Origin of the sequence: Streptomyces daqingensis (assembly GCF_014645895.1) — a bacterium.
In the GTDB taxonomy this organism is placed as follows: domain Bacteria; phylum Actinomycetota; class Actinomycetes; order Streptomycetales; family Streptomycetaceae; genus Streptomyces; species Streptomyces daqingensis.
Map to the genome: position 1 here is coordinate 79507 of NZ_BMMP01000005.1, position 24957 is coordinate 104463.

The window sequence follows — 24957 nt, forward strand, 5'->3', positions numbered from 1 at the left end:
CGCCTCGGCGCGCACGCTTCGGCGTCTACCGCGTCCAGCTGGTCTCCCGCACCACCCGCACCCGCGCCCGCATCACCCGTGTCGAGTGCTGGGCCCTCCGGGCCGGGGCCGGGACGGGTGCCGGGCGGCGGCCCTCCGGCCGCCGCCCCGCTCGCCGCCGGGGGCGCGCCCGGCCTCAGGAGTACATCTCGTCAGGAGTACTTCTCGACGTTCCGCGCGCTGACGGGCACCACGGGCACCTTGATCTGCGCCTCCGGGTCCGAACCCTCGACCTTGCGGAGCGCGTTGCGTACGGCCATCTTGCCGAGGGCGGCGGGCTGCTGGGCGATCGACGTGTGCATAGTGCCCTTCTTGACGGCCTTGAAGCCGTCGGGCGTGCCGTCGAAGCCGACGACCTTGACGTCCTTGCCGGCCCTGCCGCCCAGCGCCTTGATGGCGCCGAGCGCCATCTCGTCGTTCTCGGCGAAGACGCCGGTGACTCCGGGGTGGGACTGGAGCAGGTTGGTGGTCACGTCGAGGCCCTTGGCCCGGTCGAAGTTCGCGGCCTGCTTACCGACGATCTTGATGCCCGGGTACTTCTTGATGGCCGACATGAAGCCCTTGCCGCGCTCGCGCGAGGCCGAGGTGCCGGGCTGCCCGCGCAGCACGAGGATGCTGCCCTGCTCGCCGAGTTCCTTCGCGAGGGCCTGGGCGGCCTTCTGGCCGCCGGAGACGTTGTCGGAGGCGACGGTCGTCGCGACCTCGGCCTTGTTGACCGTACGGTCGACGGCGACGACCGGGATTCCGGCGTTGTTCGCGGCCTTCACGGAGGGGCCCGCGGCGTCCGAGTCGACCGGGTTGATGATGATCGACTTCACGTTCTGGCTGGTGAAGTTCTGGATCTGGTTCGCCTGCTGGGAGGCGTCGTCCTGGGCGTCCTGAACGCTCAATTCGGCGCCGGCGGATTTGGCTTCGGCTTCCGCGCCCTTTTTCATCTCGACGAAGAAGGGATTGTTCAGCGTGGAGAGGGCGAGTCCCAGTTTGACGGACCCCTTACCTCCCGCTTTCCCCGAGTCGCTGCCGCATCCCGTGACGGTGCCTATCAACGCCACAGCGGCGAGTACCGCGCATGTGCTCTTTCTCTTGCTCATTGCTGCATTTCCTTGCAGTCGACAGCAGATGGAACCACAGACGGCAACAGCCCTCCGACGCGCGAATTTCACGCGCGACGACGGAGTGTATCGAGCAGTACCGCCAGGGCGATCACCGCCCCGATGACCACCTGCTGCCAGAAAATCGACACCTGGAGCAGATTGAGACCGTTGCGCAGCACTGCCAGGATCAACGCCCCGATGAGAGTGCCGGACGCCTTGCCCACGCCTCCCGAGAGGCTTGCCCCGCCGATGACCACCGCGGCGATGGCGTCCAGTTCGTACCCCATGGCCGCCTGGGGCTGGGCGGACGCCAGGCGCGAGGCCAGCACGATCCCGGCGACCGCCGCGAACGTCCCGGACAGCGCGTAGATGACGAGCTTCTGCCTCCGCACCCGGATCCCCGACAGGCGTGCGGCCTCCTCGTTGCCCCCGATCGCGTACATCGAGCGCCCGCTGTAGGTGCGCGCCAGCACGAGCGAGGTGATCCCGCCCATCACCAGCAGAACCAGCAGCGGCACCGGGAGCCAGCCGCCGAGCGTCTCGCCGATCGTGGCGACGGACGACGGGAGCGCTATCGGGGTGCCGTCCGAGAAGACGAGGGAGAGGCCCCGTCCCACGGAGAGCATCGCGAGGGTGGCGATGAACGGCGGGAGCTTGCCGTACGCGACGAGGCCGCCGCTGACGAGGCCGCAGGCAAGTCCCGTTCCCAGGGCGAGCAGCACGGCCAGCCAGACAGGGAGACCGCCCGTCGTCGACAGGTAGCCGAGCATGATCGCGGAGAACGCGGCGACGGAACCGACCGACAGGTCGATGCCGCCCGCCACGATGACGAAGGTGACACCGAACGCGAGGATCGCCGTGACGGCCGCCTGGACACCGACGTTGAGCAGATTCTGCGTGCTCAGGAAGTCCGTCGACATGACGGTCATCGCCACGACGAGGACCGCCAGCGCGCTCAGCGCGCCGTTCTCCAGCAACAGTTTGCGGAGCACCGGCTGAGCGCCCCCCGGCCCCCCGGGCCTTCGCCCTCCCGAAGGCCCTTTGCCCACCCGGTGCCCCTGTCCGGGCCCCGTACCGCTGCCGTTGTGGATGTCAGTGGCCACGGAGGCCCTCCCTGTTCTTCGTCATGTGCACGGGCGCGGTCGCGGCGGGACCCGCGGCCGTGGCCCCGCCGTCCCGGTGGGCTGTGCCGACGGCCAGCGCCATCACGGCGTCCTGGGTGGCGTCGCCCGCGGGGAGTTCGCCCGCGATACGGCCCTGGGCCATCACGAGTACGCGGTCGCTCATGCCCAGTACCTCGGGAAGGTCGCTGGAGATCATGAGCACCGCGTGGCCCGAGGCCGTCAACTCGTTGATCAGCTCGTAGATCTCGACCTTCGCGCCGACGTCGATGCCGCGCGTCGGCTCGTCGAGGATCAGCACCCGGCTCTGGGCCAGCAGCCACTTTCCGATGACGACCTTCTGCTGGTTGCCGCCGGAGAGCGTGCCCATGCGCTGGCCCAGCCCGGCCATCCGCACACCCAGTCGCTCGGCGATCCGGGCGGCGGACTTCTGCTGCCCCGCCAGGTCGACGATCCCGCCGCGTGACGCGCGGCCGAGCGTGACCAGGCCGAGGTTGTCCTGCACGGACGAGTCCAGCAGCAGGCCCTGGCCCTTGCGGTCCTCGGGGACGAGCCCGATGCCCGCGGCCAGGGACGCGTTGATGTCGTGCCGGCGCAGCCTCCTGCCCTGCACCTCCACGGTGCCCGTGTCGTACGGGTCGGCCCCGAAGACGGCGCGGGCCACCTCCGTCCGGCCGGCGCCCACCAGCCCCGCGAGGCCCACGACTTCACCCGCACGCAGCTCGAAGCCGATGTCGCTGAAGGCGCCCGCCCGGCTCAGGCCGGAGACCCTCAGCAGGGGCGTCGCCGTGCGCGCCTGCTCGCCGTCGCGGCCCGTCTGACGCGGGTACTGCTGCTCGATGCTGCGTCCGACCATCATCCGGACGAGCTCGTCCCGCGGGGTGCCGGCGGGGGCCTGGCCGACGCTGCGCCCGTCCCGCAGGACGGTGACGCGGTCACCCAACTCGGCGATCTCCTCCAGGTGATGGGTGATGAAGACGATGCCCACGCCCTCGTCGCGCAGCCGGCGCACGAGGGCGAAGAGCCTCCGCACCTCGTCAGCCGTGAGGGCCGCCGTCGGCTCGTCCATGATCAGGATGCGGGCGTCGAGGCTGAGGGCCTTGGCGATCTCGACCATCTGCGAGCGGGCGATCCCCAGCCGGTGTACGGGCGTCCGGGGGGAGATGTCCACGCCGACGCGGGCCAGGAGTCCGGCGGCGTCCGACTCCATGCGCTTGCGGTCCAGCAGCCCGAAGCGGCGCGGCTGGCGCCCCAGGAAGATGTTCTCGGCCACGCTGAGGTGCGGCACGAGGTTGAACTCCTGGTGCATCGTGGCGATTCCGTACCGCTCGGCGTCGTTGGCGCTGTGGATGCGCGCCGGCCTGCCGTCGCGGAACACCTGTCCGGCGTCCGCCCTGTGGACGCCGGACAGGATCTTGATCAGGGTGCTCTTGCCGGCGCCGTTCTCACCCAGGAGGACGTGGACTTCGCCCGAGCGGAGCTCGAAGTCGACGCCGTCGAGGGCGACGACGTTGGGGAAGGTCTTGCGGATGCCCTGGGTCCGCAGCAGCTCCCGTGCCGGCGGCTGCCGCCGCTCCGGCGGCAGGTCCCCCGGCCGAGGCGTGTGCGGGGGGTCGGGGGTGCTCAACTGCGGCTCCCTTCGCTCTCGCCGCAGGAGCGGCGCGTGACAAGGCGGGCGGTGAGGGTGACGGACGAGGCCGTCCGCCCCTCGACGAGGTCGATCAGCGCTCCGACGGCGCGGTGGCCCAGCTCGGCCGTCGGCTGGGCGATGGCCGTGATCGGGGGATCGGTGTGCAGGAACCAGGGGATGTCGTCGAAGGCGGCGAGCGCCATGTCCTGGGGAACCCGCAGGCCGCGGCGGCGCAGTTCGTCCATCGCGCCGAGCGCCATCAGGTTGTCGGTGGCGAAGACGGCGTCGGGCGGCTCGGCGAGGTCGAGGAACGCCGCGGTCGCGCGCCTGCCGCTCTCGGTCTGGAAGTCGCCCTCGCCGATGTACCGGCGGGGGAGGGGCAGGCCGTGCGATTCCAGCGCCTCCCGGAAGGCCTCGACGCGCTCGTTGCCCGTCGTCGTCTCGCTGGGGCCGCCGATGATGGCGAGGCGCCGGTGGCCGAGCGAGTGGAGGTGGGCGACGAGGTCGTGGACGGCGGGCCTGCCGTCGGCGTGGACGACGGGCACGTCCAGGCCCGGTATCCAGCGGTCGACGAAGACCATGGGAGTCTCGGCCGCGACCGCGTCCCTGATCATCGAGGTGCCGCCGTCCGTGGGCGAGACCAGCAGACCGTCGATGCGCCGCTCCAGGAGGGTGCGCACGTGGTGCTCCTGCAGGGCGGCGTGTTCGTCGGCGTTGCCGATGACGACGCTGTAGCCGCGTCCGCGGGCGGCGTCCTCGACCGCGCGCGCGAGCTCCGTGAAGAACGGGTTGAGGACGTCGCTGATGACGAGGCCCAGCGTGCGCGTCTGATGGGTTCTCAGGGAGCGTGCGACGGCGTTGGGCCGGTAGCCGAGATCGGTGACCGCGGAGAGCACGCGCGTGCGCGTGTCCGGACGCACGGCCGGGTGGTCGTTGAGGACCCGGGAGACCGTGGCGACGGAGACACCCGCGGCGAAGGCCACGTCCTTGATGCTGGTCAACTTCCTGACCCGTCCTGGGAGTCGATCACATGGTAACGATTACATGCGACATGGAACGGGACTCCACCGCCCTCGCGCAAGGGGTTCGTGCGCGATCGTGACGTTGCCCCGCGGCCGCCCCCGTGCCCCCGGCGGCCGTACGGCAACTGCCCGCCGGGGGCGGCCGGATGAGCGTGCCGGGCCCTGCGGCCGGCTCCCGTGACCGGTCTGCCCCGCGATGTCTGCGGGCGGCGCTACGGTCTGTCACATGGCTTTCCGGAACGCCGTGCTCGAAGGCGTGCTCGAGCGCATCACCTACGCCAACGAGGACAACGGGTACACGGTGGCCCGCGTCGACGCGGGCCGCGGCGGCGAACTGCTCACCGTCGTCGGTTCGCTGCTCGGCGCGCAGGTGGGCGAGTCGCTGCGGATGGAGGGCAGTTGGGGCTCGCACCCGCAGTACGGCCGCCAGTTCACCGTCGAGAACTACACCACGGTCCTGCCCGCCACCGTGCAGGGCATCAGGCGCTACCTCGGCTCCGGCCTGATCAAGGGTGTCGGCCCCCGCACCGCCGAGCGCATCGTGGACCACTTCGGCACGGCGACGCTGGAGGTGATCGAGGCCGACGCCGGCAAGCTCATCGAGGTGCCCGGGCTCGGTCCCAAGCGCACGAAGAAGATCGCGGCGGCCTGGGAGGAGCAGAAGGCGATCAAGGAGGTGATGATCTTCCTCCAGGGGGTCGGCGTCTCCACGTCGATCGCGGTGCGCATCTACAAGAAGTACGGCGACGCCTCGATCTCCGTGGTGCGCAACGAGCCCTACCGCCTCGCCTCCGACGTGTGGGGCATCGGCTTCCTCACGGCCGACCGCATCGCACAGTCGGTCGGCATTCCGCACGACAGCCCCGAGCGGGTCAAGGCCGGCCTCCAGTACGCGCTGTCCCAGTCCACGGACCAGGGCCACTGCTACCTGCCGGAGGAGCGGCTGATCTCGGACGCCGTGAAGCTCCTGCAGGTCGGCGCCGGCCTCGTCGTCGACTGCCTGGGCCGGCTGGCGGCCGAGGAGGGCGTCGTCAGGGAGAGCGTTCCGGGGGAGGACGGCCGCCCCGTCACGGCGGTCTACCTGGTGCCCTTCCACAGGGCGGAGATCTCGCTGGCCTCGCAGCTGCACCGCCTGCTGCGCACGCCGGAGGACCGCCTCCCCGCGTTCCGGGACGTCGACTGGGACGCGGCGCTGGGCTGGCTCGCCGCCCGTACCGGAGCGGAGCTGGCCCCCGAGCAGCGGCAGGCGGTGCGGCTCGCGCTGAGCGAGAAGGTCGCCGTGCTGACCGGCGGCCCGGGGTGCGGCAAGTCGTTCACGGTCCGCTCGGTCGTGGAGCTCGCGCGGGCGAAGCGGGCGAAGGTCGTGCTGGCGGCGCCCACGGGCCGCGCCGCCAAGCGCCTGGCCGAGCTGACGGGGGCGGAGGCGTCCACGGTGCACCGGCTGCTGGAGCTGAAGCCCGGCGGCGACGCCGCGTACGACAGGGAGCGCCCGCTGGACGCCGACCTCGTCGTCGTGGACGAGGCGTCGATGCTCGACCTGTTGCTCGCCAACAAGCTGATCAAGGCCGTGCCGCCGGGGGCACATCTGCTGCTCGTCGGAGATGTGGACCAGCTGCCGTCCGTGGGGGCCGGCGAGGTGCTGCGGGACCTGCTCGCCGAGGAGGGGCCCGTGCCGGCGGTGCGGCTGAAGCGGATCTTCCGCCAGGCCCAGCAGTCCGGCGTGGTGACGAATGCACACCGCATCAACTCAGGGGTGCAGCCCGTCACCCACGGATTGAGTGATTTCTTCCTCTTCGCCGAGGACGACTCGGAGGAGGCCGGGCGGCTCACCGTCGACGTGGTCGCCCGCCGCATCCCCGCGAAGTTCGGACTGGACCCCCGCCGGGACGTGCAGGTCCTCGCCCCCATGCACCGGGGCCCGGCCGGTGCGGGCGCGCTGAACGGGCTGCTGCAGCAAGCGCTGACCCCGGGCCGTCCCGACCTCGCGGAAAAGCGTTTCGGCGGAAGGGTTTTCCGCGTGGGCGACAAGGTCACCCAGATTCGTAACAACTACGAGAAGGGTGCGTGTGGTGTCTTCAACGGCACCGTCGGTGTCGTCACGGCGCTGCATCCCGACGATCAGCGCCTGACCGTACGCACCGACGAGGACGAGGAGGTGGACTACGAGTTCGACGAGCTGGACGAACTGGCCCACGCGTACGCCGTCACCATCCACCGCTCGCAGGGCAGCGAGTACCCGGCTGTGGTGATTCCCGTCACGACGGGTGCCTGGATGATGCTGCAGCGCAATCTGCTCTATACGGCGGTGACCAGGGCAAAGCGACTGGTCGTGCTGGTGGGGTCGCGCAGGGCGATCGGCCAGGCAGTGCGCACGGTCTCGGCTGGTCGGCGCTGCACCGCACTGGATCACCGTCTGTTCGGCCGATCCGCGCAGGGCGATGGAGAGCAAGCGGTTCCGGGGGGTGACCGGCGCCGTGTCGAGGGTGCAGGATGTTGAGAAAGACCACGGCACTGCGTGCCACCAAAGAGCCCATTGGCCGACCCCGAGTGCACCGCACCGCACGGAGTGGGGGACAGTGAACGGGTCAGGGCACCTCGAAGAAGAGGCACTACGTCGGTGAGGGAAGACGTGAGCGACAACTCTGTAGTACTTCGGTACGGGGACGATGAGCACAGCTTCCCCGTCGTCGACAGCACGGTCGGTGACCGTGGGTTCGACATCGGAAAGCTGCGCGCCGAGACCGGTCTGGTGACCCTGGATTCGGGCTACGGCAACACCGCCGCGTACAAGTCCGCCATCACGTATCTCGACGGTGAGCAGGGCATCCTGCGCTACCGCGGATATCCGATCGAGCAGCTGGCGGAGCGGGGCACGTTCCTGGAGACGGCCTACCTGCTGATCAACGGCGAGTTGCCGAGCGTCGACCAGCAGGCGGCGTTCAAGGACGAGATCACGCGCCACACCCTGCTGCACGAGGACGTCAAGCGTTTCTACGACGGGTTCCCGCGTGACGCGCACCCGATGGCGATGCTGTCGTCGGTGGTCAGCGCGCTGTCGACGTTCTACCAGGACAGCCACAATCCGTTCGACCAGGAGCAGCGGCACCTGTCGACCATAAGGCTGCTGGCCAAGCTGCCCACGATCGCGGCCTACGCGTACAAGAAGGCCATCGGCCACCCCGTGGTCTACCCGCGCAACGACCTCGGCTACGTCGAGAACTTCCTGCGCATGACCTTCTCGGTGCCCGCGGCGGAGTACGAGCTGGACCCGGTCGTGGTGAACGCCCTGGACAAGCTGCTGATCCTGCACGCGGACCACGAGCAGAACTGCTCGACCTCCACCGTCCGTCTGGTGGGCTCCTCGCAGGCGAACATGTTCGCCTCCATCTCGGCGGGCATCAACGCGCTGTGGGGGCCGCTGCACGGCGGCGCGAACCAGAGCGTCCTGGAGATGCTGCAGGGCATCAAGGCGTCCGGCTCCGATGTTGATTCCTTCATCCGCAAGGTGAAGGACAAGGAGGACGGCGTAAAGCTGATGGGCTTCGGTCACCGCGTCTACAAGAACTTCGACCCCCGGGCGCAGATCATCAAGGCCGCGGCGCACGACGTCCTCTCCGCGCTGGGCAAGAGCGACGAGCTCCTCGACATCGCACTGAAGCTCGAGGAACGGGCCCTGAGCGACGACTACTTCGTCTCGCGGAAGCTCTACCCGAACGTGGACTTCTACACGGGTCTGATCTACCGGGCCATGGGCTTCCCGACCAGCATGTTCACGGTGCTGTTCGCGCTGGGCCGGCTGCCCGGCTGGATCGCCCAGTGGCACGAGATGATCAAGGAGCCGGGTTCCCGTATCGGCCGCCCGCGCCAGATCTACACCGGTGTCGTCCAGCGGGAGTACGTTCCCATCGAATCCCGCTGACCCGCGGGTGACCCTGGCTGTACACTCCGTGACACCGCCCAGGGGAGTGCTCAAGGAAGGCCCCATCCAGGCGGATTGGGGCCTTCCGTATGTGCAGATCCCCAACGAGACGTAGGTCACAGAAATTGGGGGGTAACCATTGCCCGGGGTCGGACGTCTAACCGGGTGGCAGCGGCCCCCGGCGGAGTCGCCGCCACCCACCGAGTGCGTCTTTGGGGGACGCGCGCGGATGGCACCATCGGCAAGCGTGCCCGGGGAGCTTGAGCGGCCCTCCCGTGCGTACGTGCAGCCAGCAAGCACCCGGCCAGGATCCCGTGGGGGGAATCCGTGACCGGGAAACGGGAGCGCCCCGTCGACAGGCCCGTGGGGGGACCTGCTCGGCGGGGCGCTTTTCGTTCGTCCCGCGACGGGCCGGAATCTCCTCCCAAAGCTTGCGGAGTCGGATGTTCCGGGTGACTTCCGTAAGAGTCGCGGGGTGCCGGGCACTGAGGACCGGCTGTCACAGCATCTTCACGTTTTCCTCACGCCTTCCGGTGGGCGCCCGGGAGGGCGCGGGCCGGCCCGTCAGCGGAACCGGCGCAGCCGGAGGCTGTTGGTGACGACGAAGACCGACGAGAAGGCCATGGCGGCTCCGGCGATCATCGGATTGAGCAGCCCGGCCGCCGCGAGCGGCAGTGCCGCGACGTTGTAGCCGAAGGCCCACCACAGGTTGCCCTTGATCGTGCCCAGCGTCCTGCGGGCCAGCCTGATCGCGTCCGCCGCCACCCGCAGATCCCCTCGTACGAGGGTGAGATCGCCGGCTTCGATGGCGGCGTCGGTCCCCGTGCCCATCGCGAGGCCGAGGTCCGCGCTCGCCAGGGCCGCCGCGTCGTTGACGCCGTCCCCGACCATGGCCACGGTGTGCCCCTCGGACTGAAGACGCCGCACCTGCTCGGCCTTGTCCTCCGGCAGCACCTCCGCGATCACGCCGCCCTCGCCCTCGATGCCGACCTCGCGGGCGACGGCCTCGGCCACGGTCCGGTTGTCGCCCGTGAGCAGGACGGGGGTGAGCCCGAGCTGCCTGAGTTCACGGACCGCCTGCGCGCTGCTCTCCTTCACGGTGTCGGAGACGGTGAGCACGCCCCGCACGGCGCCGTCCCAGCTCACGGCCACGGCGGTACGCCCCGCCGCCTCCGCCTCGGCCTTGGCGCGGGCCAATCCGTCGGGCAGGACGGTCTGTTCGGCCGCGGGAGCGCCGCCGGCGCCGTCCCGGTTCTCCACCGGGCCGGACGGGGGCCGCCCGATGCGGACGTGCCGTCCCTCGACCGTGCCCTGTACGCCGAGGCCCGCGAGGTTCTCGAAGTCCTCCGGCACCGGAAGCGGCGGCGCGTCCTCCGCGGCGCGCTCCCGCGCACCCTGCGCGATCGCCCGCGCGATGGGGTGCTCGGAGGCGTCCTCCAGTGCGCCCGCGACCCTCAGCAGTTCGTCCTCGCCGACGCCCTCGCCGGGCACCACGTCGCGCAGCGCCATGCGCCCCGTCGTGACCGTCCCCGTCTTGTCCAGGACGACGGTGTCGACGCGCCGCGTCGACTCCAGCACCTCCGGCCCCCGGATGAGGATGCCGAGCTGGGCGCCGCGTCCGGTGCCGACCATCAGGGCCGTCGGGGTCGCCAGGCCCAGTGCGCAGGGGCAGGCGATGATGAGCACCGCGACGGCGGCGGTGAAGGCGGCCGTGACGTCGCCGGACGCCAGCAGCCAGCCGAGGAGCGTGGCGACGGCGAGGACGAGGACGACGGGGACGAAGGCGGCCGAGACGCGGTCCGCGAGCCGCTGCACGGCCGCCTTGCCGCTCTGCGCTTCCTCCACCCTCCGGGCCATGCGCGCGAGCTGGGTGTCGGCGCCGACCCGCGAGGCGGCGACGACCAGCCGCCCCGAGACGTTGACGGTGGCGCCGGTGACGGCGTCCCCGGCCGTGACGTCCACGGGCACGGACTCGCCCGTCAGCATCGAGGCGTCGACGGCCGAACTCCCCTCCTCGACCGTGCCGTCCGTGGCCACGGTCTCGCCGGGACGTACGACGAAGCGGTCCCCCACGGCGAGTTCGGCGACCGGGATCCTCGTCTCCACGCCGTTCCGCAGTACGCCGACGTCCCTGGCGCCGAGCTGCATCAGCGCCCGCAGGGCCGCGCCCGCCTTCCGCTTGGCGCGGGCTTCGAGATAGCGGCCCAGGAGAAGGAACGTCGTGACGCCGGCGGCGACTTCGAGGTAGAGGGCCGATGCTCCCTCCGCACCCTGCCGGGAGAGCGTGAAGTCGAAGCCGTGCCGCATTCCCGGCATGCCGGCGTCACCGAAGAACAGCGCCCACAGGGACCAGCCGAAGGCCGCCAGCGTGCCGACGCTGATCAGGGTGTCCATGGTGGCCGCGCCGTGCCGCAGGTTCGTCCAGGCGGCGCGGTGGAACGGCAGTCCGCCCCACACGACGACGGGAGCGGCAAGGGTGAGCGAGAGCCACTGCCAGTTGTCGAACTGCAGCGGGGGCACCATCGCCAGCAGCACGACGGGCAGGGACAGGGCGAGCGCGGTGAGGAACCGCTGCCGCAGCACGCGCAGTTCGCCTGCCGGGGCGCTTTCCTCGCCGTTCTCCCCGGCGGTCGCGGCGCCCGTCCCGGCGGCGGGCGTCCCCGCCGGGGCGGGGGCCGGCGACGGGGGAGGCGGCTCGGCCGTGTAGCCGGTGCGCTCGACCGTGGCGACGAGGTCGTCGACGGAGACCGCGTCCGCGTAGGAGATCCTGGCTTTCTCCGCCGCGTAGTTGACGCTGGCGCTGACGCCGTCCATCCGGTTCAGCTTCTTCTCGACGCGGGCCGCGCACGAGGCGCACGTCATGCCGCCGATCGACAGCTCCACCCGCCGGGTGGCCGCCGCCCCCTCCGCGTCCTCCCGGCTGCCGCCGGGAGGCGGGACCGGAGCCCCCTGAGCCGTAACGCTGGTCATCGTGGCCTCCTCCGCGCCCTCAGGCGCGTCCTGCCAGTTCGTAGCCTGCTTCGTCCACGGCGGCGCGGACGGTCCCCTCGTCCAGTTCGGCGGCGGAGGTGACGGTCACCTCGCCGGAGGAGGCGGTGGCCTTCACCGAGGTCACCCCCTCGATGGCGGAGACCTCCTCGACGACCGCGCTCTCGCAGTGGCCGCAGGTCATGCCGGTGACCTTGTAAGTGGTGACAGTGCTCATCCCTCGCTCCAGTTCTGTGTCTCCGGGCCTTGGTCTTCCGCTCAACACTATACCCCCCCTAGGTATTCCTGAGATCTCTGGAAAACCGTCCGGCACAGGTCCCCGACACGTGCGCGGGTCCGCTCGGACACGCGGCACGGCACGCGGCCGGGCATGCGGCCGGGCATGAGAGAGGGCCCCGTGCGGCGTTCTCCCGGGACTGCTCCGGGAGAACGCCGCACGGGGCCCTCTGGAAACGGTGCGGACAGGCCGCGGTCCGCCGTCAGCGCCCTCCTCGGTGGCCGGGGCGGCGGGCGACCCAGGCCCGGACGGTGTCCGCGTACCAGAACGGCTTGCCCCGCTCGACGAGATCGGGCGGTGGCAGCAGGCCGTGCTTGCGGTACGAGCGCACCGTGTCCGTCTGGACTCCGATGTGCGCGGCGATGTCCTTGTACGACCAGAGTCGTCGATCGGGCAACTCGGCACCTCCCACGCGAGCCACGGTCGTGGCTGTCGATCATCAGGCTGTGTCCGGTGAACGACACCGAGTGACAAGCGGGGAGGGCCTGTTGAGGATCTGTGACGTACCGCCCGAGCAATGGTGACGTCCGTGACGCGCGCGGCACGGCGGACCGCGCGCGTCACGAAGCGGCCGGTCCGGCGGCCGCGGCCGCCGTCAACTGCAGGGAGGCGTCGCGGAGTCAGGCTCCGCAGCCCCGCAGGAAGCGGCGGGTCCGCTCGGCGATCGGGAACGGCTGGTCGGGCGGGCAGGGGTACATGTCCTGCTCGACGATGGCGAAGAGGTCCACTCCGAGGCCCTGGGCGGCGGTGAGCACCGGCTCCATCGCGGGGACGCCCAGCGGCGGTTCGCACATCACGCCCTGCCGCACGGCCGGCCCGAAGGGGGTGCCCTTGCTGACGACGTCCTCGAGGATCCGGGGGTCCACCTGCTTCAGGTGCAGGTAGCCGATCCGCTCCCCGTAGGTCTCGATCAGCTTGACGCTGTCGCCGCCGCAGTACGCGTAATGACCGGTGTCGAGGCAGAGGTTGACCAGGTCGCGGTCGGTCGCGTCGAGGAAGCGCTCGACGTGTTCCTCGGTGTCGATGTGGGTGTCGGCGTGGGGGTGGACCATGATTCCCAGCCCGTACCGTTCCCGGACTTCGCGGGCGAGCCGCTCCGTGCCGCTCGCGAGGTGCCGCCACTGCTCGGGGGTCAGCTCGCTGTCCTCGATGAGCTCGGCCGTCTTGTCGTCGCGCCAGAAGGAGGGGATGACGACGAGGTTCTCCGCGCCCATCGCCTGCGTGAGGGCCGCGACTTGGCTGACGTGCTCCCATGTGGCGTCCCACACCTCGGGTCCGCGGTGCAGCGAGGTGAAGACGGTGCCGGCGGAGACCTTCAGGTTCCGCGACGCCACCTCGTCGCCGAGGCGGGCCGGGTCCGTGGGGAGATAGCCGTAGGGGCCCAGTTCGATCCATTCGTAGCCGGCCTGCGCGACCTCGTCGAGGAAGCGCTGCCAGGGCACCTGCTGGGGGTCCTCCGGGAACCAGACGCCCCACGAGTCGGGGGCCGAGCCGACCCGGATGCGGTCGAGGGAGGGATTCACGGAACTCACGGAAGGGCTCCTCGGGTACGTGCGGGTGAGCCTGCGGGCCAGGCCCCGGGCGGGTCCGGGGCACCGGGGGCGAGCCAACTCGGTGCGCGGCGGCACTGTCAAGAGTTTGTTAGGACAACGTTTCATACGGACGTACGAGTGCCGTGCGGTCCCGCTGATCACCGTAGTGACCACCTCCGGGCATGACGTCAGTATGTAAGGACAAACTGTTGACAGGTGTCGAGGACAGCACTGACGATGAGGAACCGGACCGGGAAGCGCCGAGCGCGAGGAAGACCGAACGGGAAGGGTCGTTCATGGCAGCCACGGCACAGCCGCACGACGTCGTCACGATGGGCCGCATCGGCGTCGACATCTATCCGCTGCAGACGGGCGTGCCGCTGCCGCAGGTCGAGACGTTCGGGAAGTTCCTCGGCGGCTCCGCCACCAACGTGGCCGTCGCCGCGGCACGGCTCGGCCGCTCCAGCGCCGTCATCAGCCGCACCGGCGACGACCCCTTCGGCGAGTACTGCCATCAGGCGCTGCGCGGCTTCGGCGTAGACGACCGGTGGGTGACGCCGGTGACGCGCTACCCGACGCCCGTCACCTTTTGCGAGATCTTCCCCCCTGACGACTTCCCGCTCTACTTCTACCGGGAGCCCAAGGCGCCCGACCTCGAACTGCGCACGGAGGACCTGGACAGGGAAGCCGTCGAGAACGCCGGGATCTTCTGGGTGACCGGCACCGGTCTGTGCGCCGAGCCCAGCCGCACCACCACCCTGGCGGCACTTGAGATGCGCGCGGAGAGCCAGGAGGCCGCCGCCCCCGGAGACAGGCGCACCGCGACGGTCTTCGACATGGACTGGCGCCCCATGTTCTGGGGCCGCGCGGAAGGGGACGCGGCCTCCGGCGAGCCCGGGGAGGCGATGGCCGAGGCCCGCCCGTACTACCGCCAGGCGCTGGCCCACGCCACCGTCGCCGTCGGCAACCTCGACGAGTGCGAAGTCGCCACCGGCACCCGCGAACCGCGGGCCTGCGCCGACGCCCTGCTGGAAGCCGGAGTCGAGCTGGCCGTCGTCAAGCAGGGCCCGAAGGGCGTGCTCGCCGCGCACCGTGACGGCACACGCGCCGAGGTGCCGCCCCACCCGGTCGAGGTCGTCAACGGGCTGGGCGCGGGGGACGCCTTCGGCGGTTCGCTGTGCCACGCGCTGCTCTCGGGCTGGGACCTCGAGTACGCCATGCGCTACGCCAACGCCGCCGGCGCCCTCGTCGCCTCGCGGCTCGCCTGCTCCACCGCGATGCCCACCGCCTCGGAGGTCGAGGCCCTGATGCGCGGCTGAATCCGTCCGTCCGCCCCTGCGCCCGCCCTTCCGGCCCGTCCGCCCCTCCAGAGGTCCGCCCGCCCGCCGGGGTCCGCCCCGGGGCGGAATGTCCCGGCCGTCCCCCGCGTGCACACCCGGCCACGAAAGTGAGTCCCCTTGAGCAGCATCAGCATCCGTGACCTCTCCGCCGTTCGGGCCGGCCACCCGGAGGCGATCGCGGAGGCTGCCGCCAGACGCGCCCGCCGCCCCCTGGTGGGCGGCAGCGGCCGGTTGATGATCGTCGCCGCGGACCATCCGGCGCGCGGGGCCCTGGGCACGGGCGGCAGCCCGCTCGCCATGGCCAACAGGGGCGAACTGCTGGAGCGGCTGACGCTGGCGCTCTCCCGTCCCGGCGTGGACGGCGTGCTGGCGACCGCGGACATCCTGGAGGACCTGCTGCTGCTCGGCGCCCTCGAGGACAAGATCGTCATGGGCTCCATGAACCGCGGCGGCCTCTACGGCGCGCGTTTCGAGCTGGACGACAGGTTCACGGGGTACCGGGCCCAGGACATAGCGCGGCTCCGCTTCGACGCGGGCAAGGCGCTGCTGCGCATCGACTACGACGACCCGGGCTCGCTGTCCACGATGGTCGCCACCGCCCGGGCGGTCGACGAGATGGCCGGACAACGGCTGCCCGTCTTCGTCGAGCCCTTCATCTCGCGCCGCGTGGGCGGAGCCGTGACCAACGACCTGAGCGCCGAGGCCGTCACCCGTTCCATCGCCATCGCCTCCGGGCTCGGAGGCACGTCCGCGTACACCTGGCTGAAGCTGCCGGTGGCCGAGAACCCCGACGACATGGCCTGGGTCGCCGAGACCTCCACGCTGCCGGTCGTCCTCCTCGGCGGCGAGACGAACGGCGACCAGGACGGCGCGTACGAGAAGTGGCGCTCGGCGCTGCGCCTCCCGACGGTGCGGGGGCTGGTCGCCGGACGGTCCCTGCTCTACCCGGCGGACGGCGACGTGGCCGCCGCCGTGGACACCGCCGTGGGGCTCCTCTGAGACGGCGGCCCGCCGGGGCCGCCGCGGGACGGACGGTCCCGCACGGCGGTGCGCGGCCCCCAGGCGGCCACGACCCGATGTTTCCGGAGCGGCAGAGAGTCGAGGATGACGAACATGACTGGCAGCACTGAAGGAACGCCCGCGACGCCGGGGACGGGCAGCGGGCTGCACCTGCGGGCGGGCAGCGCCGCCGCCGGGCCGTACGCCCTGGATGTGGACCCCGCACGTGCCGGCTGGGGGTACTCCTCGCTGCGCGTGCTGGAGCTGGAACCCGGCGGCTCGCACGAGTTCGGCGCCGGGGACAGCGAATGGATCGTCCTGCCGCTGAGCGGCGGCTGCTCCGTCACCACCGAGGAGGCCGCGTTCTCCCTGCGAGGGCGCCGGAGCGTCTTCGACGGCGTCAGCGACTTCGCCTACGTGCCGCGGGACGCGAAGGCCACCGTCACGAGCGAGGCCGGCGGCCGTTTCGCGCTCACCGGCGCCCGCTGCACCCGGCGCCTGCCCGCGCGGTACGGGCCGGCGTCCGGCGTCCCCGTCGAGCTGCGCGGCAGCGGCACCTGCTCCCGGCAGGTCAACAACTTCGCCGCGGCAGGGGTGTTCGAGGCGGACCAGCTCATCGCCGTGGAGGTGCTCACGCCGGGCGGCAACTGGTCCTCGTACCCGCCGCACAAGCACGACGAGCACCGGCCGGGCGTGGAGAGCGAGCTGGAGGAGATCTACTACTTCGAGATCGCCCCCCACCGCACCGGCGAGGAGGCGATCCCCGGCCTCGGTTACCAGCGCGTCTCGCCCTCCGGCCCGGGCAGCTCCACGGACGTGCTCGCCGAGGTGCGCGACGGCGACGCCGTCCTGATCCCGGACGGCTGGCACGGGCCGTCGATGGCCGCCCCCGGCCACGACATGTACTACCTGAACGTGATGGCCGGTCCGGGGCTGGAGCGTGCGTGGCTTATCTGCGACCATCCAGACCACGCCTGGATCCGAGGCAGCTGGGAGCACCAGCCTGTCGATCCAAGGCTTCCGCTCTACGAGGCGCCGACAGTGGAAGGGGAGGACGGCAAGTGAGCTCAGCAGAGACCAGGACGGGCGCCGGGGACGCGACGCTGCGGCTGACCGTCGCCCAGGCCCTCGTCCGCTTCCTGTCCGCGCAGTACACCGAACGCGACGGGCAGCGGCACCGTCTCGTCGACGCCTGCTGGGGCATCTTCGGGCACGGCAACGTCGCGGGCCTCGGGCAGGCGCTGGTGGAGAGCGGCCAGGGGGACGGCGCGCCCCTCCGCTTCCTGCAGGGCCGCAACGAGCAGGCCATGGTGCACGCGGCGGTCGGATACGCCCGCCAGCGCAACCGCCTCTCGGCCCACGCCGTCACCACCTCGATCGGTCCCGGTGCCACCAACCTCGTCACCGGCGCGGCCCTCGCCACCGTCAACCGCATCCCTGTGCTGCTGCTGCCCGGCGACACCTTCGCCACCCGCCCCGCCGACCCCGTGCTCCAGCAGCTCGAAGTGCCCTGGGCGGGCGACGTGTCCGTCAACGACGCCCTGCGCCCCGTCTCCCGCTACTTCGACCGCGTGCACCGCCCGGAGGCGCTGATCCCGGCGGCGCTCCAGGCGATGCGCGTCCTGGCCGACCCGGTCGAGACCGGCGCCGTCACGCTCGCGCTGCCGCAGGACGTGCAAGCGGAGGCGTACGACTGGCCCGCGGAGTTCTTCGCGGAGCGCGTCTGGCGCGTACGCCGCCAGGCCCCGGAGGCCGCCGAGGTCGCCGCCGCCGCTGAGGCCGTGCGTGCCGCGCGGCGGCCGCTGATCATCGCGGGCGGCGGTGTGCACCACAGCGAGGCCGAAGACGCGCTGCGCGCGCTGGCCGACGCCACCGGCATCCCCGTCGCCAGCACCCAGGCGGGCAAGGGCTCCCTGCGTCACGACCACCCCGCCGACGTCGGCGGGGTCGGCCACACCGGCACGGCCGCCGCGAACGAGCTGGCCCGCACCGCCGACCTCGTCATCGGAGCGGGCACCCGCTACAGCGACTTCACGACGGCCTCCAACACGCTGTTCGCCGAACCCGGCGTCCGCTTCCTCAACATCAACGTCGCCGCGTTCGACGCGCACAAGATGGCGGGGCAGACGCTCGTCGCCGACGCGCGCGCGGGGCTGGAGGCACTGGCGGGCGAACTGCTCGGCCACCGCGTCGCCGCCGCCTACGAGGACGAGTACGCCCAGGCCAAGGCCCGCTGGGAACGCGTCGTGGACTCGGCGTACGCCGCGAAGGACGAGGGCGTGCGGCCCACGCAGGCGCAGGTACTGGGCGCCCTGGACGCGGTGGTGGGCGACGACGACGTCGTCGTGAACGCCGCGGGCTCCCTCCCCGGCGACCTGCACAAGCTGTGGCGGGCCCGCTCTCCCCGGCAGTACCACCTGGAGTACGGCTACTCCTGCATGGGCTACGAGATCCCCGGCTCCATCGGCGTGCGGCTCGCCGCCCCGGAGGCGCCCGTGTGGGCCCTCGTCGGCGACGGAACGTACCTCATGCAGCCGACGGAGCTGGTCACGGCCGTCCAGGAAGGCGTCGACATCAACGTGGTGCTGCTGCAGAACCACGGTTACGCCTCCATCGGCGGCTTGTCCGAGCTGACGGGCGCCGAACGCTTCGGCACCGCCTACCGCCACCGCGCCGCGGACGGCGGCTACACGGGCGAGCCGCTTCCCGTCGATCTCGCCGCCAACGCCGCCTCGCTGGGCATGGACGTCATCCGCGCGGAGAACCTCGGCGAGCTGCGCACCGGGCTCGCGCAGGCACGGGCGTCCAGCCGGCCGACGTGCGTGTACGTCGAGACGGAGACCGGCCCGGCCGCGCCGGCGGCCCCGGGGCCCACGGCCTGGTGGGACGTCGTCGTCGCCGAGACCTCCGGACGTCCGGCGGCGCGCAAGGCGCGTGAGGAGTACGAACGCCATGCCTCGGCCAGGCGCCGCCACCTGTGAACGCCCGCGACGCCGGGCGCCGGCCCCGCACCCATACCCCCGCAGACTCGCAACTCCCTGAAGAAAGGCCCCACTCCATGAAGACCCTCGGACACTGGATCGGCGGCAAGAGCGTCGAGTCCGTCTCCGGCAACGTCGGCCCGGTCTACAACCCGGCGACCGGCGCCCAGCCCACGCACGTGGCCCTCGCCTCCGCCGAGGAGGTCGACTCCGCCGTGGACGCCGCCCGGCGGGCGTACGGGGAGTGGTCGCAGAGCTCGCTGGCGAAGCGCACCGCGTTCCTGTTCAAGTACCGCGAGCTGCTCGACGCGCACCGCGACGAGATCGCGGCGCTGATCACGTCCGAGCACGGCAAGGTGCACTCCGACGCGCTGGGCGAGGTCGCGCGCGGCATGGAGATCCTCGAACTGGCCTGCGGAATCCCGGAGAAGCTCAAGGGCGAGCTGTCGACGCAGGTCTCCACCCGCGTCGACGTCGCGTCCATCCGCCAGCCGGTCGGTGTGGTCGCGGGCATCACGCCGTTCAACTTCCCGGCCATGGTGCCGATGTGGATGTTCCCGCTCGCCATCGCCTGCGGTAACACCTTCGTGCTGAAGCCCAGCGAGAAGGACCCGTCCGCGCCGTACCGGCTGGCCGAACTCGCCGCGGAGGCAGGGCTTCCCGAGGGCGTCCTCAACGTCGTCAACGGCGACAAGGTCGCTGTGGACCGCCTGCTGTCGCACCCCGACGTCGCGGCAGTCAGCTTCGTCGGCTCGACGCCGATCGCGAAGTACATCCAGTCGGAGGCCGTGGCGCACGGCAAGCGGGTCCAGGCGCTCGGCGGCGCCAAGAACCACATGCTCGTACTCCCCGACGCCGACCTGGACTTCGCCGCCGACAACGCCATCAACGCCGCGTACGGCTCCGCGGGGGAGCGCTGCATGGCCGTGTCCGTCGTGGTCGCCGTCGGCGACACGGGCGACGAACTCGTGGCGAAGATCGCCGACCGTGCGAAGAAGCTGCGCATCGGCCCCGGCGACGACCCGTCCTCCGAAATGGGCCCCCTGATCACCCGCGAGCACCGCGACAAGGTCGCCTCCTACGTGGACGGGGCACGCGGCCAGGGCGCCGACGTCGTCGTCGACGGCACCGGCTACACCGTGGACGGTCACGAGGACGGCTTCTTCCTCGGCGTATCGCTCCTCGACAAGGTCTCCCCGGACATGGACGCCTACCGGGACGAGATCTTCGGCCCGGTGCTGTGCGTGGTCCGCGCGGACACCTACGAGGAGGGCCTCAGCCTCATCAACAGCAGCCGCTGGGGCAACGGGACCGCCATCTTCACCCGCGACGGCGGCGCCGCCCGCCGCTTCCAGCTGGAGGTCGAGGCCGGGATGGTGGGCGTCAACGTGCCCATTCCGGTGCCCGTCGGCCACCACTCGTTCGGCGGCTGGAAGGACTCCCTCTTCGGTGACCTGCACATCTACGGCAACGACGGCATCGCCTTCTACACGCGCGGCAAGGTGATCACGACCCGCTGGCCGGACCCGGCCGAGAGCGGCGGCATCAACCTGGGCTTCCCGACCTCGTCGTAGACCGGACGCCGCTGAGCGAGGCCCTGCCCGGAATCGTCCGGGCGGGGCCTCGCTGTGCTCAACTGGGTGCGCACGAAGCGTGGTTGGGACTGTTATCTTCCCCGCTGTGACCCAGCCCGATCACCTGAGCGGCATACGGACGTTCTACGACGCCGTCGCCGTCGACTACGCCGCGCGCTTCCACGACGAGCTCGACGCGAAGCCGCTGGACCGCGCCATGCTCACCGCCTTCGCGGAACTCGTGCGGCACGCGGGAGGCGGCCCTGTCGCCGACCTCGGCTGCGGTCCCGGCCGGGTCACCGCCCACCTGCAGGGGCTGGGGCTGAGCGCCCACGGGGTCGACCTGTCGCCGGAGATGGTCGCACTGGCCCGGCGGACGCATCCCGGCCTCCGGTTCGAAGAGGGCACCATGACGGACCTGGACCGGCCGGACGGCACGCTCAGCGGAATCGTGACCTGGCACTCGATCATCCACACCCCCGACGACCTGCTGCCGCAGCTCTTCGCCGAGTTCCACCGGCTGCTCGTGACCGGAGGCCACGCGCTGTTCGCTTTCCAGATCGGCGACGAACCCATCTACCTGGACCGCCCCCTCGGCCACAAGGTCTCCCTCGACTTCCACCGGCGGCAGCCCGAATTCGTCGCGGAGCTGCTCGCCGAGGCCGGACTGCCCGTACAGGCCCGGCTGTCGCGGGAGCCCGACGACCGCGGGATGGAGACGACGCCCCAGGCGTTTCTGCTGTCCCGCAAGGAGTAGCGCTCAAGGGGGAGCCCTGGCGCCGCGTCGATCCCCGCTTCACTCCCGGTCCGGCCGCTGTCCGGTCGCCCCGTGCGCTTCGTAGGGCACGTCCCGCAGGTGAACGATGAGTTCGCGCCCCGGACGAGGTCGTCCTTCCGGCCAGCACACTCCGGAAGGAAAACGATGAGCGCTCTGCACGACGTCTTGGCGAAGCAGACCGGCCCCGGGCGGGCTCCGGGAGCGGTGGGACTCGTGGCTCGCGGGGACCGCACGGAGGTGTCGGCGGCAGGCTTCGCCGACACCGCGGGGACCGTCCCGATGTCCAGGGACTCCGTCTTCCGGCTCGCCTCGCTGACGAAGCCCGTCACCGCGGCGGCGGTCATGGTGCTGTTGGAGGAGGGCCGCTTCGCGCTGGAGGACCCGGTCGCGGACTGGCTTCCGGAGCTGGCGTCGCCGGTCGTGGTGCGCCGTCCGTCCGGCCCTGCCGACGACGTGGTGCCGGCGTCCCGGCCGGTCACCGTCCTCGACCTGCTCACTTTCCGGGCCGGGTACGGATTTCCGTCCGACTTCGAACTGCCCGCCGTCAAGCTGCTGTTCAGCGAACTGGACTTCTCCCCGATGGAGCCTCAGAGGGCCGCGCCGCCGGACGAGTGGATGGCGCGGCTCTCCCGCGTCCCCCTGCTGCACCAGCCGGGCGAGGGCTGGCTGTACCACGTCTGCTCGGACATCCAGGGGGTGCTCGTCGCGCGTGCGTCGGGCATGCAGCTGCACGAGTTCCTCGCCGAGCGGCTCTTCGAACCGCTCGGCATGTCCGACACGGGCTTTCACGTCCCTGCCGGCAAGCTCGGCCGGTTCACCGGTCTCTACCGGGCGGGACCGGACGGGACGGAGCCGGCCGACGCACCCGAGGGGCAGTGGAGCAGCCTGCCCGCGTTCCCGTCCGGCGGCGGCGGGCTGGTCTCCACGGCCGACGACTGGCACGCCTTCGCGCGGATGCTCCTCGCCGGCGGGAGCGCCGGCGGCCGCCGGCTGCTGTCCCCCGAGTCGGTGCGGCTGATGACCACGGACCATCTCACCCCCGCGCAGCGCGAGCAGGGTGCGCTGTTCCTGGAAGGCCAGGGCTGGGGCTTCGGGGGCTCGGTCGACGTCGAGCGCAGAGATCCGTGGAACGTGCCGGGCCGCTACGGCTGGGTCGGAGGCTCCGGTACGGCCGGGCACATCGTCCCCGCCACCGGCACCGTGACCCTCCTCCTCACCCAGCTGGAGCTGACGTCACCGGTGGCGCCGGAGGGGATGCGCGACTTCTGGCGGTACGCGGCGGAGGTGTGAGGCCCGGAAGGGAGCCGCCGTCGGGCGCGGAGGCGGGCCATGAAGTCCCGGACCGTCAACTCACGGTTCTGCCCGCCGTGTTCACGTCCGCGGGACGGGCTCCGTCTGGAGAAGGCGCGGGGAGACGGCGAATCCGCGGCGTGCGTACGCCGGGACCGCCCTGTCGCCGGAGTGGACCGTCACGCGTTCGAGCCCCGCCTCGCGTGCCGGCGCCACTACGGCGTCGATCAGGCGGCTCCCCAGCCCGCTGCCGCGCTCTCCCGGACGACGTACACGCACTGGACGTCACCGGACGCCCGCACGAGGGCGCCGGGGTGCGGCACCCGCTCCGTGACCGCCAGCCACGCCATTCCCACGACGGTCTCCGCGCGTACCGCGACCAGGCAGCGGTGGGAGGACGCACAAGCCTCGGCCCAGGCGGCGAAGTGGGCCACGAACTCCTCGCGTGCCGCCGCCGATTCGCCGCCGGCCTCCGCCATCCACCGCCACCGGAGCAGGGCGACGGCCTCCAGCTCCCCGGGGCGTACGGGACGGATCGCGGCGTCGTTGTCACATCCCACGGTCAGTTCACTCTCCGACGCTCGTCCCGGGTCGCCGGACTCCCGAGCCGGTCCGCCTCACCGCGGTCTCGCACACAGGGAATCCGCTCGGCTTCCCTCTCCTGCAAGGGCCTTACGGAAGACTACGGACGCCGCGGTCCCTGGGCGCAGCACTCGTCGCTCCTGGGTGCGAGAGCGACATCGCCCGCGCGGAACCTCTCACCGCCGGACCGGGTCGCGAAAAGGCGGCGGAAGGTGGCCACTCGCTGTCCCCGCTGCCGCCCAGGGCTCGCAGGCTAGTCCTGGGGATGCGGGGCCCGTCGAGGGGGACGGACAGGCAGACGACCACGCGGAAGCTCCTGGCGGGACCGGGAGCGTGGTCGTCCACTCGCCGAAGCGGAGCTTTCGCCGCGTCTGAGGACCGCCTGGGACGGGCAAGACGGCCCGGGCGCGGGCGGCCGGGTTGGTATCCTGCGCTCCGGCGCTGTGACGCGACCGCGAACTGCCGCCGAGACAAGGGAGGTTGATGAATATGGCTCGCCGTGAGCTCCGTCAGCATGCCCCTGTCCGGGCCGCCCTGCGCTGAGCGCGCGGCCCGGTCGCCCCAGCGACCAGGAGAATCGCGTGTCGAATTCCTTCACCACCGACGGAAGAGATCTGCTCACGGACCGCCTGCGGCTGCGCAGTTGGCCGACCGCCGACACTGCCGCCGTGAACCGGGACGAGCGTCTGCCCCACTGGGCGGAGGACTTTCCCGCCGACGGCGACCGCGTCATCGCGGGCTTCGTCGAGGCGCACCCGGCTTCCCGCGGTGAGCACGGCCAGCGGCAGATCCTCGAGCGGGCCACGGGACTTGTGGTCGGCTCCATCGGGCTGTTCTGGCCACCGGACGCCGGCACCGTCGAGTTCGGTTACGGCGTCGTTCCCTCCCGTAGGGGCCGCGGTTACGCCCCCGAGGCCGTCCGTGCCCTGGTGGCGTTCGCGCTGTCCTCGCCGTCCGTGGACGAGGTGCGGGCCGAAGTCGAGCCCGCGAACCGGGCGTCGGTCCGCGTACTGGAGAAGGCGGGACTCCACCCGGCCGAAACCCGCGGGCAGACCGTGCGGTTCCGTACCGGACCGCTGCGCGGAAGGGCCGGGCGGGACGGGCAGTCCGGCCGGTGAGCCCACTGCCGTAGCGCTGTGAGCGGCGGCGGGGCGGCCGCGACGACCGTCCCGCCGCCGCGCGTCGGGCCCGGGGCTCGCCCGGGCGCAAAAGAGGCCGACCGAGCCCGTACGTCAGTCCCGCACGGGCCAGTTGAGCTCGGTGCGCAGGTCGTCCGGGTCCATGTCCGGGGAGGGCTCCGTGAGGTAGCACTCCCACATGTCCTCGCCCGGCGTCATCCCCTGCTCGCCGATCCAGGCGCCCAGCCGCCCCCAGGAGTTGCCCAGAGCGTCGAACGAGCCGCAGTGGACCACGCGGGCGACGCGCGCGGCGGGGAGCGTTCCGGGGGCCACCTGGCCCTCGGGTGTGACGGGACGGTCCGTGGTGAAGCCGACCTCCAGGTCGGCCGTATCGCCCGGGACGCCGTGGTACAGCGCGAACGCGGGCCCCTGGAGGGCGAGTTGCTGCTTCGAGACGACGGCTGCCAGTTCACGGAACGAGCCGTCGAAGAAGTCGCGCAACCCAGCCGTGGGCACCACGCCCCGGACGACGGCCGTGACGGCCTGTCCCACGGTGACGAGTTCGGGCGTCGGGGCTCCGGATGCGGACTCGCTTCCGGGTGTGCTGCCGGTCATCGGTCTCTCCTCGGTCGGAAGTGCGGCTGTGCGGCTGTGCGGACGGGCACGGACATGC

18 protein-coding genes and 2 pseudogenes are annotated in these 24957 nt (G+C 71.7%); 10 read left to right on the plus strand and 10 right to left on the minus strand.

Annotated elements, in window-relative coordinates; all coding sequences use genetic code 11:
• Positions 1-191 precede the first annotated feature (191 nt).
• The 3 genes and pseudogenes from IEY56_RS28350 to IEY56_RS09095 all read right to left on the minus strand — a co-directional run bounded on the left by IEY56_RS28350 (position 192) and on the right by IEY56_RS09095 (position 4885).
• Positions 192-2182, minus strand: a pseudogene (locus tag IEY56_RS28350) (ABC transporter permease/substrate-binding protein).
• A 43-nt stretch (positions 2183-2225) separates the two neighbouring features.
• Positions 2226-3839: a sugar ABC transporter ATP-binding protein gene (locus IEY56_RS09090; RefSeq protein WP_189036802.1), complete on the minus strand. Its 1614-nt coding sequence runs from the start codon at positions 3837-3839 to the stop codon at positions 2226-2228.
• Between the two features lie 38 nt (positions 3840-3877).
• Positions 3878-4885, minus strand: a complete 1008-nt coding sequence (locus tag IEY56_RS09095; protein ID WP_189036617.1) for a LacI family DNA-binding transcriptional regulator — start codon at positions 4883-4885, stop codon at positions 3878-3880.
• 247 nt (positions 4886-5132) lie between these two features.
• On the opposite strand from IEY56_RS09095, the gene recD2 reads away from it, so the two are divergent.
• Together recD2 and IEY56_RS09105 are read left to right on the plus strand one after the other, a co-directional pair.
• Positions 5133-7403, plus strand: a complete 2271-nt coding sequence (recD2, locus tag IEY56_RS09100; protein WP_229711735.1) for an SF1B family DNA helicase RecD2 — start codon at positions 5133-5135, stop codon at positions 7401-7403.
• Positions 7404-7535: 132 nt separating this feature from the next.
• Entirely contained in the window at positions 7536-8825 is a 1290-nt protein-coding gene (locus IEY56_RS09105) for a citrate synthase (RefSeq protein WP_229711736.1), read from the plus strand.
• Between the two features lie 564 nt (positions 8826-9389).
• Here IEY56_RS09105 and IEY56_RS09110 read toward each other — a convergent pair.
• The 4 genes and pseudogenes from IEY56_RS09110 to IEY56_RS09125 form a co-directional block, all read right to left on the minus strand.
• A complete protein-coding gene (locus IEY56_RS09110; protein WP_189036620.1) occupies positions 9390-11795 on the minus strand; it encodes a heavy metal translocating P-type ATPase in 2406 nt (801 codons plus the stop codon).
• Positions 11796-11814: 19 nt separating this feature from the next.
• A pseudogene (locus IEY56_RS09115) lies at positions 11815-12018 on the minus strand (heavy-metal-associated domain-containing protein); the annotation flags it as partial.
• 274 nt (positions 12019-12292) lie between these two features.
• Positions 12293-12487 (minus strand): helix-turn-helix transcriptional regulator, encoded by a 195-nt coding sequence (locus tag IEY56_RS09120; protein WP_028431906.1) that lies wholly within the window; start codon positions 12485-12487, stop codon positions 12293-12295.
• Between the two features lie 223 nt (positions 12488-12710).
• Positions 12711-13622 (minus strand): sugar phosphate isomerase/epimerase family protein, encoded by a 912-nt coding sequence (locus tag IEY56_RS09125; protein WP_229711737.1) that lies wholly within the window; start codon positions 13620-13622, stop codon positions 12711-12713.
• A 296-nt stretch (positions 13623-13918) separates the two neighbouring features.
• Between IEY56_RS09125 and iolC the strand changes: the two genes are divergently transcribed.
• The 7 genes from iolC to IEY56_RS09160 all read left to right on the plus strand — a co-directional run bounded on the left by iolC (position 13919) and on the right by IEY56_RS09160 (position 22584).
• Complete coding sequence (gene iolC, locus IEY56_RS09130; protein ID WP_189036623.1) at positions 13919-14941, plus strand: 5-dehydro-2-deoxygluconokinase; 1023 nt, start codon at positions 13919-13921, stop codon at positions 14939-14941.
• A 138-nt stretch (positions 14942-15079) separates the two neighbouring features.
• Positions 15080-15961 (plus strand): Cgl0159 family (beta/alpha)8-fold protein, encoded by an 882-nt coding sequence (locus IEY56_RS09135; RefSeq protein WP_189036624.1) that lies wholly within the window; start codon positions 15080-15082, stop codon positions 15959-15961.
• Between the two features lie 114 nt (positions 15962-16075).
• Positions 16076-17026 carry a 5-deoxy-glucuronate isomerase gene (iolB, locus tag IEY56_RS09140; RefSeq protein WP_189036625.1) on the plus strand — a complete coding sequence of 317 codons (951 nt, stop codon included), beginning with the start codon at positions 16076-16078 and terminating at the stop codon, positions 17024-17026.
• A complete protein-coding gene (gene iolD, locus IEY56_RS09145) occupies positions 17023-18942 on the plus strand; it encodes a 3D-(3,5/4)-trihydroxycyclohexane-1,2-dione acylhydrolase (decyclizing) (RefSeq protein ID WP_189036626.1) in 1920 nt (639 codons plus the stop codon). Before iolB ends, iolD begins: the two co-directional genes overlap by 4 nt.
• A gap of 77 nt (positions 18943-19019) precedes the next feature.
• Complete coding sequence (locus tag IEY56_RS09150; RefSeq protein ID WP_189036627.1) at positions 19020-20516, plus strand: CoA-acylating methylmalonate-semialdehyde dehydrogenase; 1497 nt, start codon at positions 19020-19022, stop codon at positions 20514-20516.
• Positions 20517-20622: 106 nt separating this feature from the next.
• Positions 20623-21273: a class I SAM-dependent DNA methyltransferase gene (locus IEY56_RS09155; protein ID WP_189036628.1), complete on the plus strand. Its 651-nt coding sequence runs from the start codon at positions 20623-20625 to the stop codon at positions 21271-21273.
• A gap of 165 nt (positions 21274-21438) precedes the next feature.
• Positions 21439-22584 carry a serine hydrolase domain-containing protein gene (locus IEY56_RS09160; protein WP_189036629.1) on the plus strand — a complete coding sequence of 382 codons (1146 nt, stop codon included), beginning with the start codon at positions 21439-21441 and terminating at the stop codon, positions 22582-22584.
• An 81-nt stretch (positions 22585-22665) separates the two neighbouring features.
• Here the strand turns inward: IEY56_RS09160 and IEY56_RS28355 are convergent, their stop codons facing one another.
• Entirely contained in the window at positions 22666-22863 is a 198-nt protein-coding gene (locus IEY56_RS28355) for a GNAT family N-acetyltransferase (protein WP_308424128.1), read from the minus strand.
• A complete protein-coding gene (locus IEY56_RS28360; RefSeq protein ID WP_229711739.1) occupies positions 22812-23144 on the minus strand; it encodes a hypothetical protein in 333 nt (110 codons plus the stop codon). The genes IEY56_RS28355 and IEY56_RS28360 overlap by 52 nt, the downstream gene beginning before the upstream one ends.
• 603 nt (positions 23145-23747) lie before the next feature.
• On the opposite strand from IEY56_RS28360, the gene IEY56_RS09170 reads away from it, so the two are divergent.
• Positions 23748-24284, plus strand: a complete 537-nt coding sequence (locus tag IEY56_RS09170; protein WP_229711740.1) for a GNAT family N-acetyltransferase — start codon at positions 23748-23750, stop codon at positions 24282-24284.
• 114 nt (positions 24285-24398) lie between these two features.
• Here IEY56_RS09170 and IEY56_RS09175 read toward each other — a convergent pair whose 3' ends face one another.
• The gene (locus IEY56_RS09175; protein WP_189036630.1) at positions 24399-24899 is read right to left on the minus strand and encodes a GyrI-like domain-containing protein; all 501 of its coding nucleotides are present in this window, start codon (positions 24897-24899) and stop codon (positions 24399-24401) included.
• Between the last annotated feature and the right edge of the window lie 58 nt (positions 24900-24957).

Bases quoted from the DNA above. Each gene is read 5' to 3' on its own strand.
- recD2 (WP_229711735.1), top strand. From the start codon at position 5,133: ATGGCTTTCCGGAACGCCGTGCTCGAAGGCGTGCTCGAGCGCATCACC.
- IEY56_RS09110 (WP_189036620.1), bottom strand. From the start codon at position 11,795: ATGACCAGCGTTACGGCTCAGGGGGCTCCGGTCCCGCCTCCCGGCGGC.
- iolC (WP_189036623.1), top strand. From the start codon at position 13,919: ATGGCAGCCACGGCACAGCCGCACGACGTCGTCACGATGGGCCGCATC.
- iolB (WP_189036625.1), top strand. From the start codon at position 16,076: ATGACTGGCAGCACTGAAGGAACGCCCGCGACGCCGGGGACGGGCAGC.
- IEY56_RS09150 (WP_189036627.1), top strand. From the start codon at position 19,020: ATGAAGACCCTCGGACACTGGATCGGCGGCAAGAGCGTCGAGTCCGTC.
- IEY56_RS09160 (WP_189036629.1), top strand. From the start codon at position 21,439: ATGAGCGCTCTGCACGACGTCTTGGCGAAGCAGACCGGCCCCGGGCGG.
- IEY56_RS09175 (WP_189036630.1), bottom strand. From the start codon at position 24,899: ATGACCGGCAGCACACCCGGAAGCGAGTCCGCATCCGGAGCCCCGACG.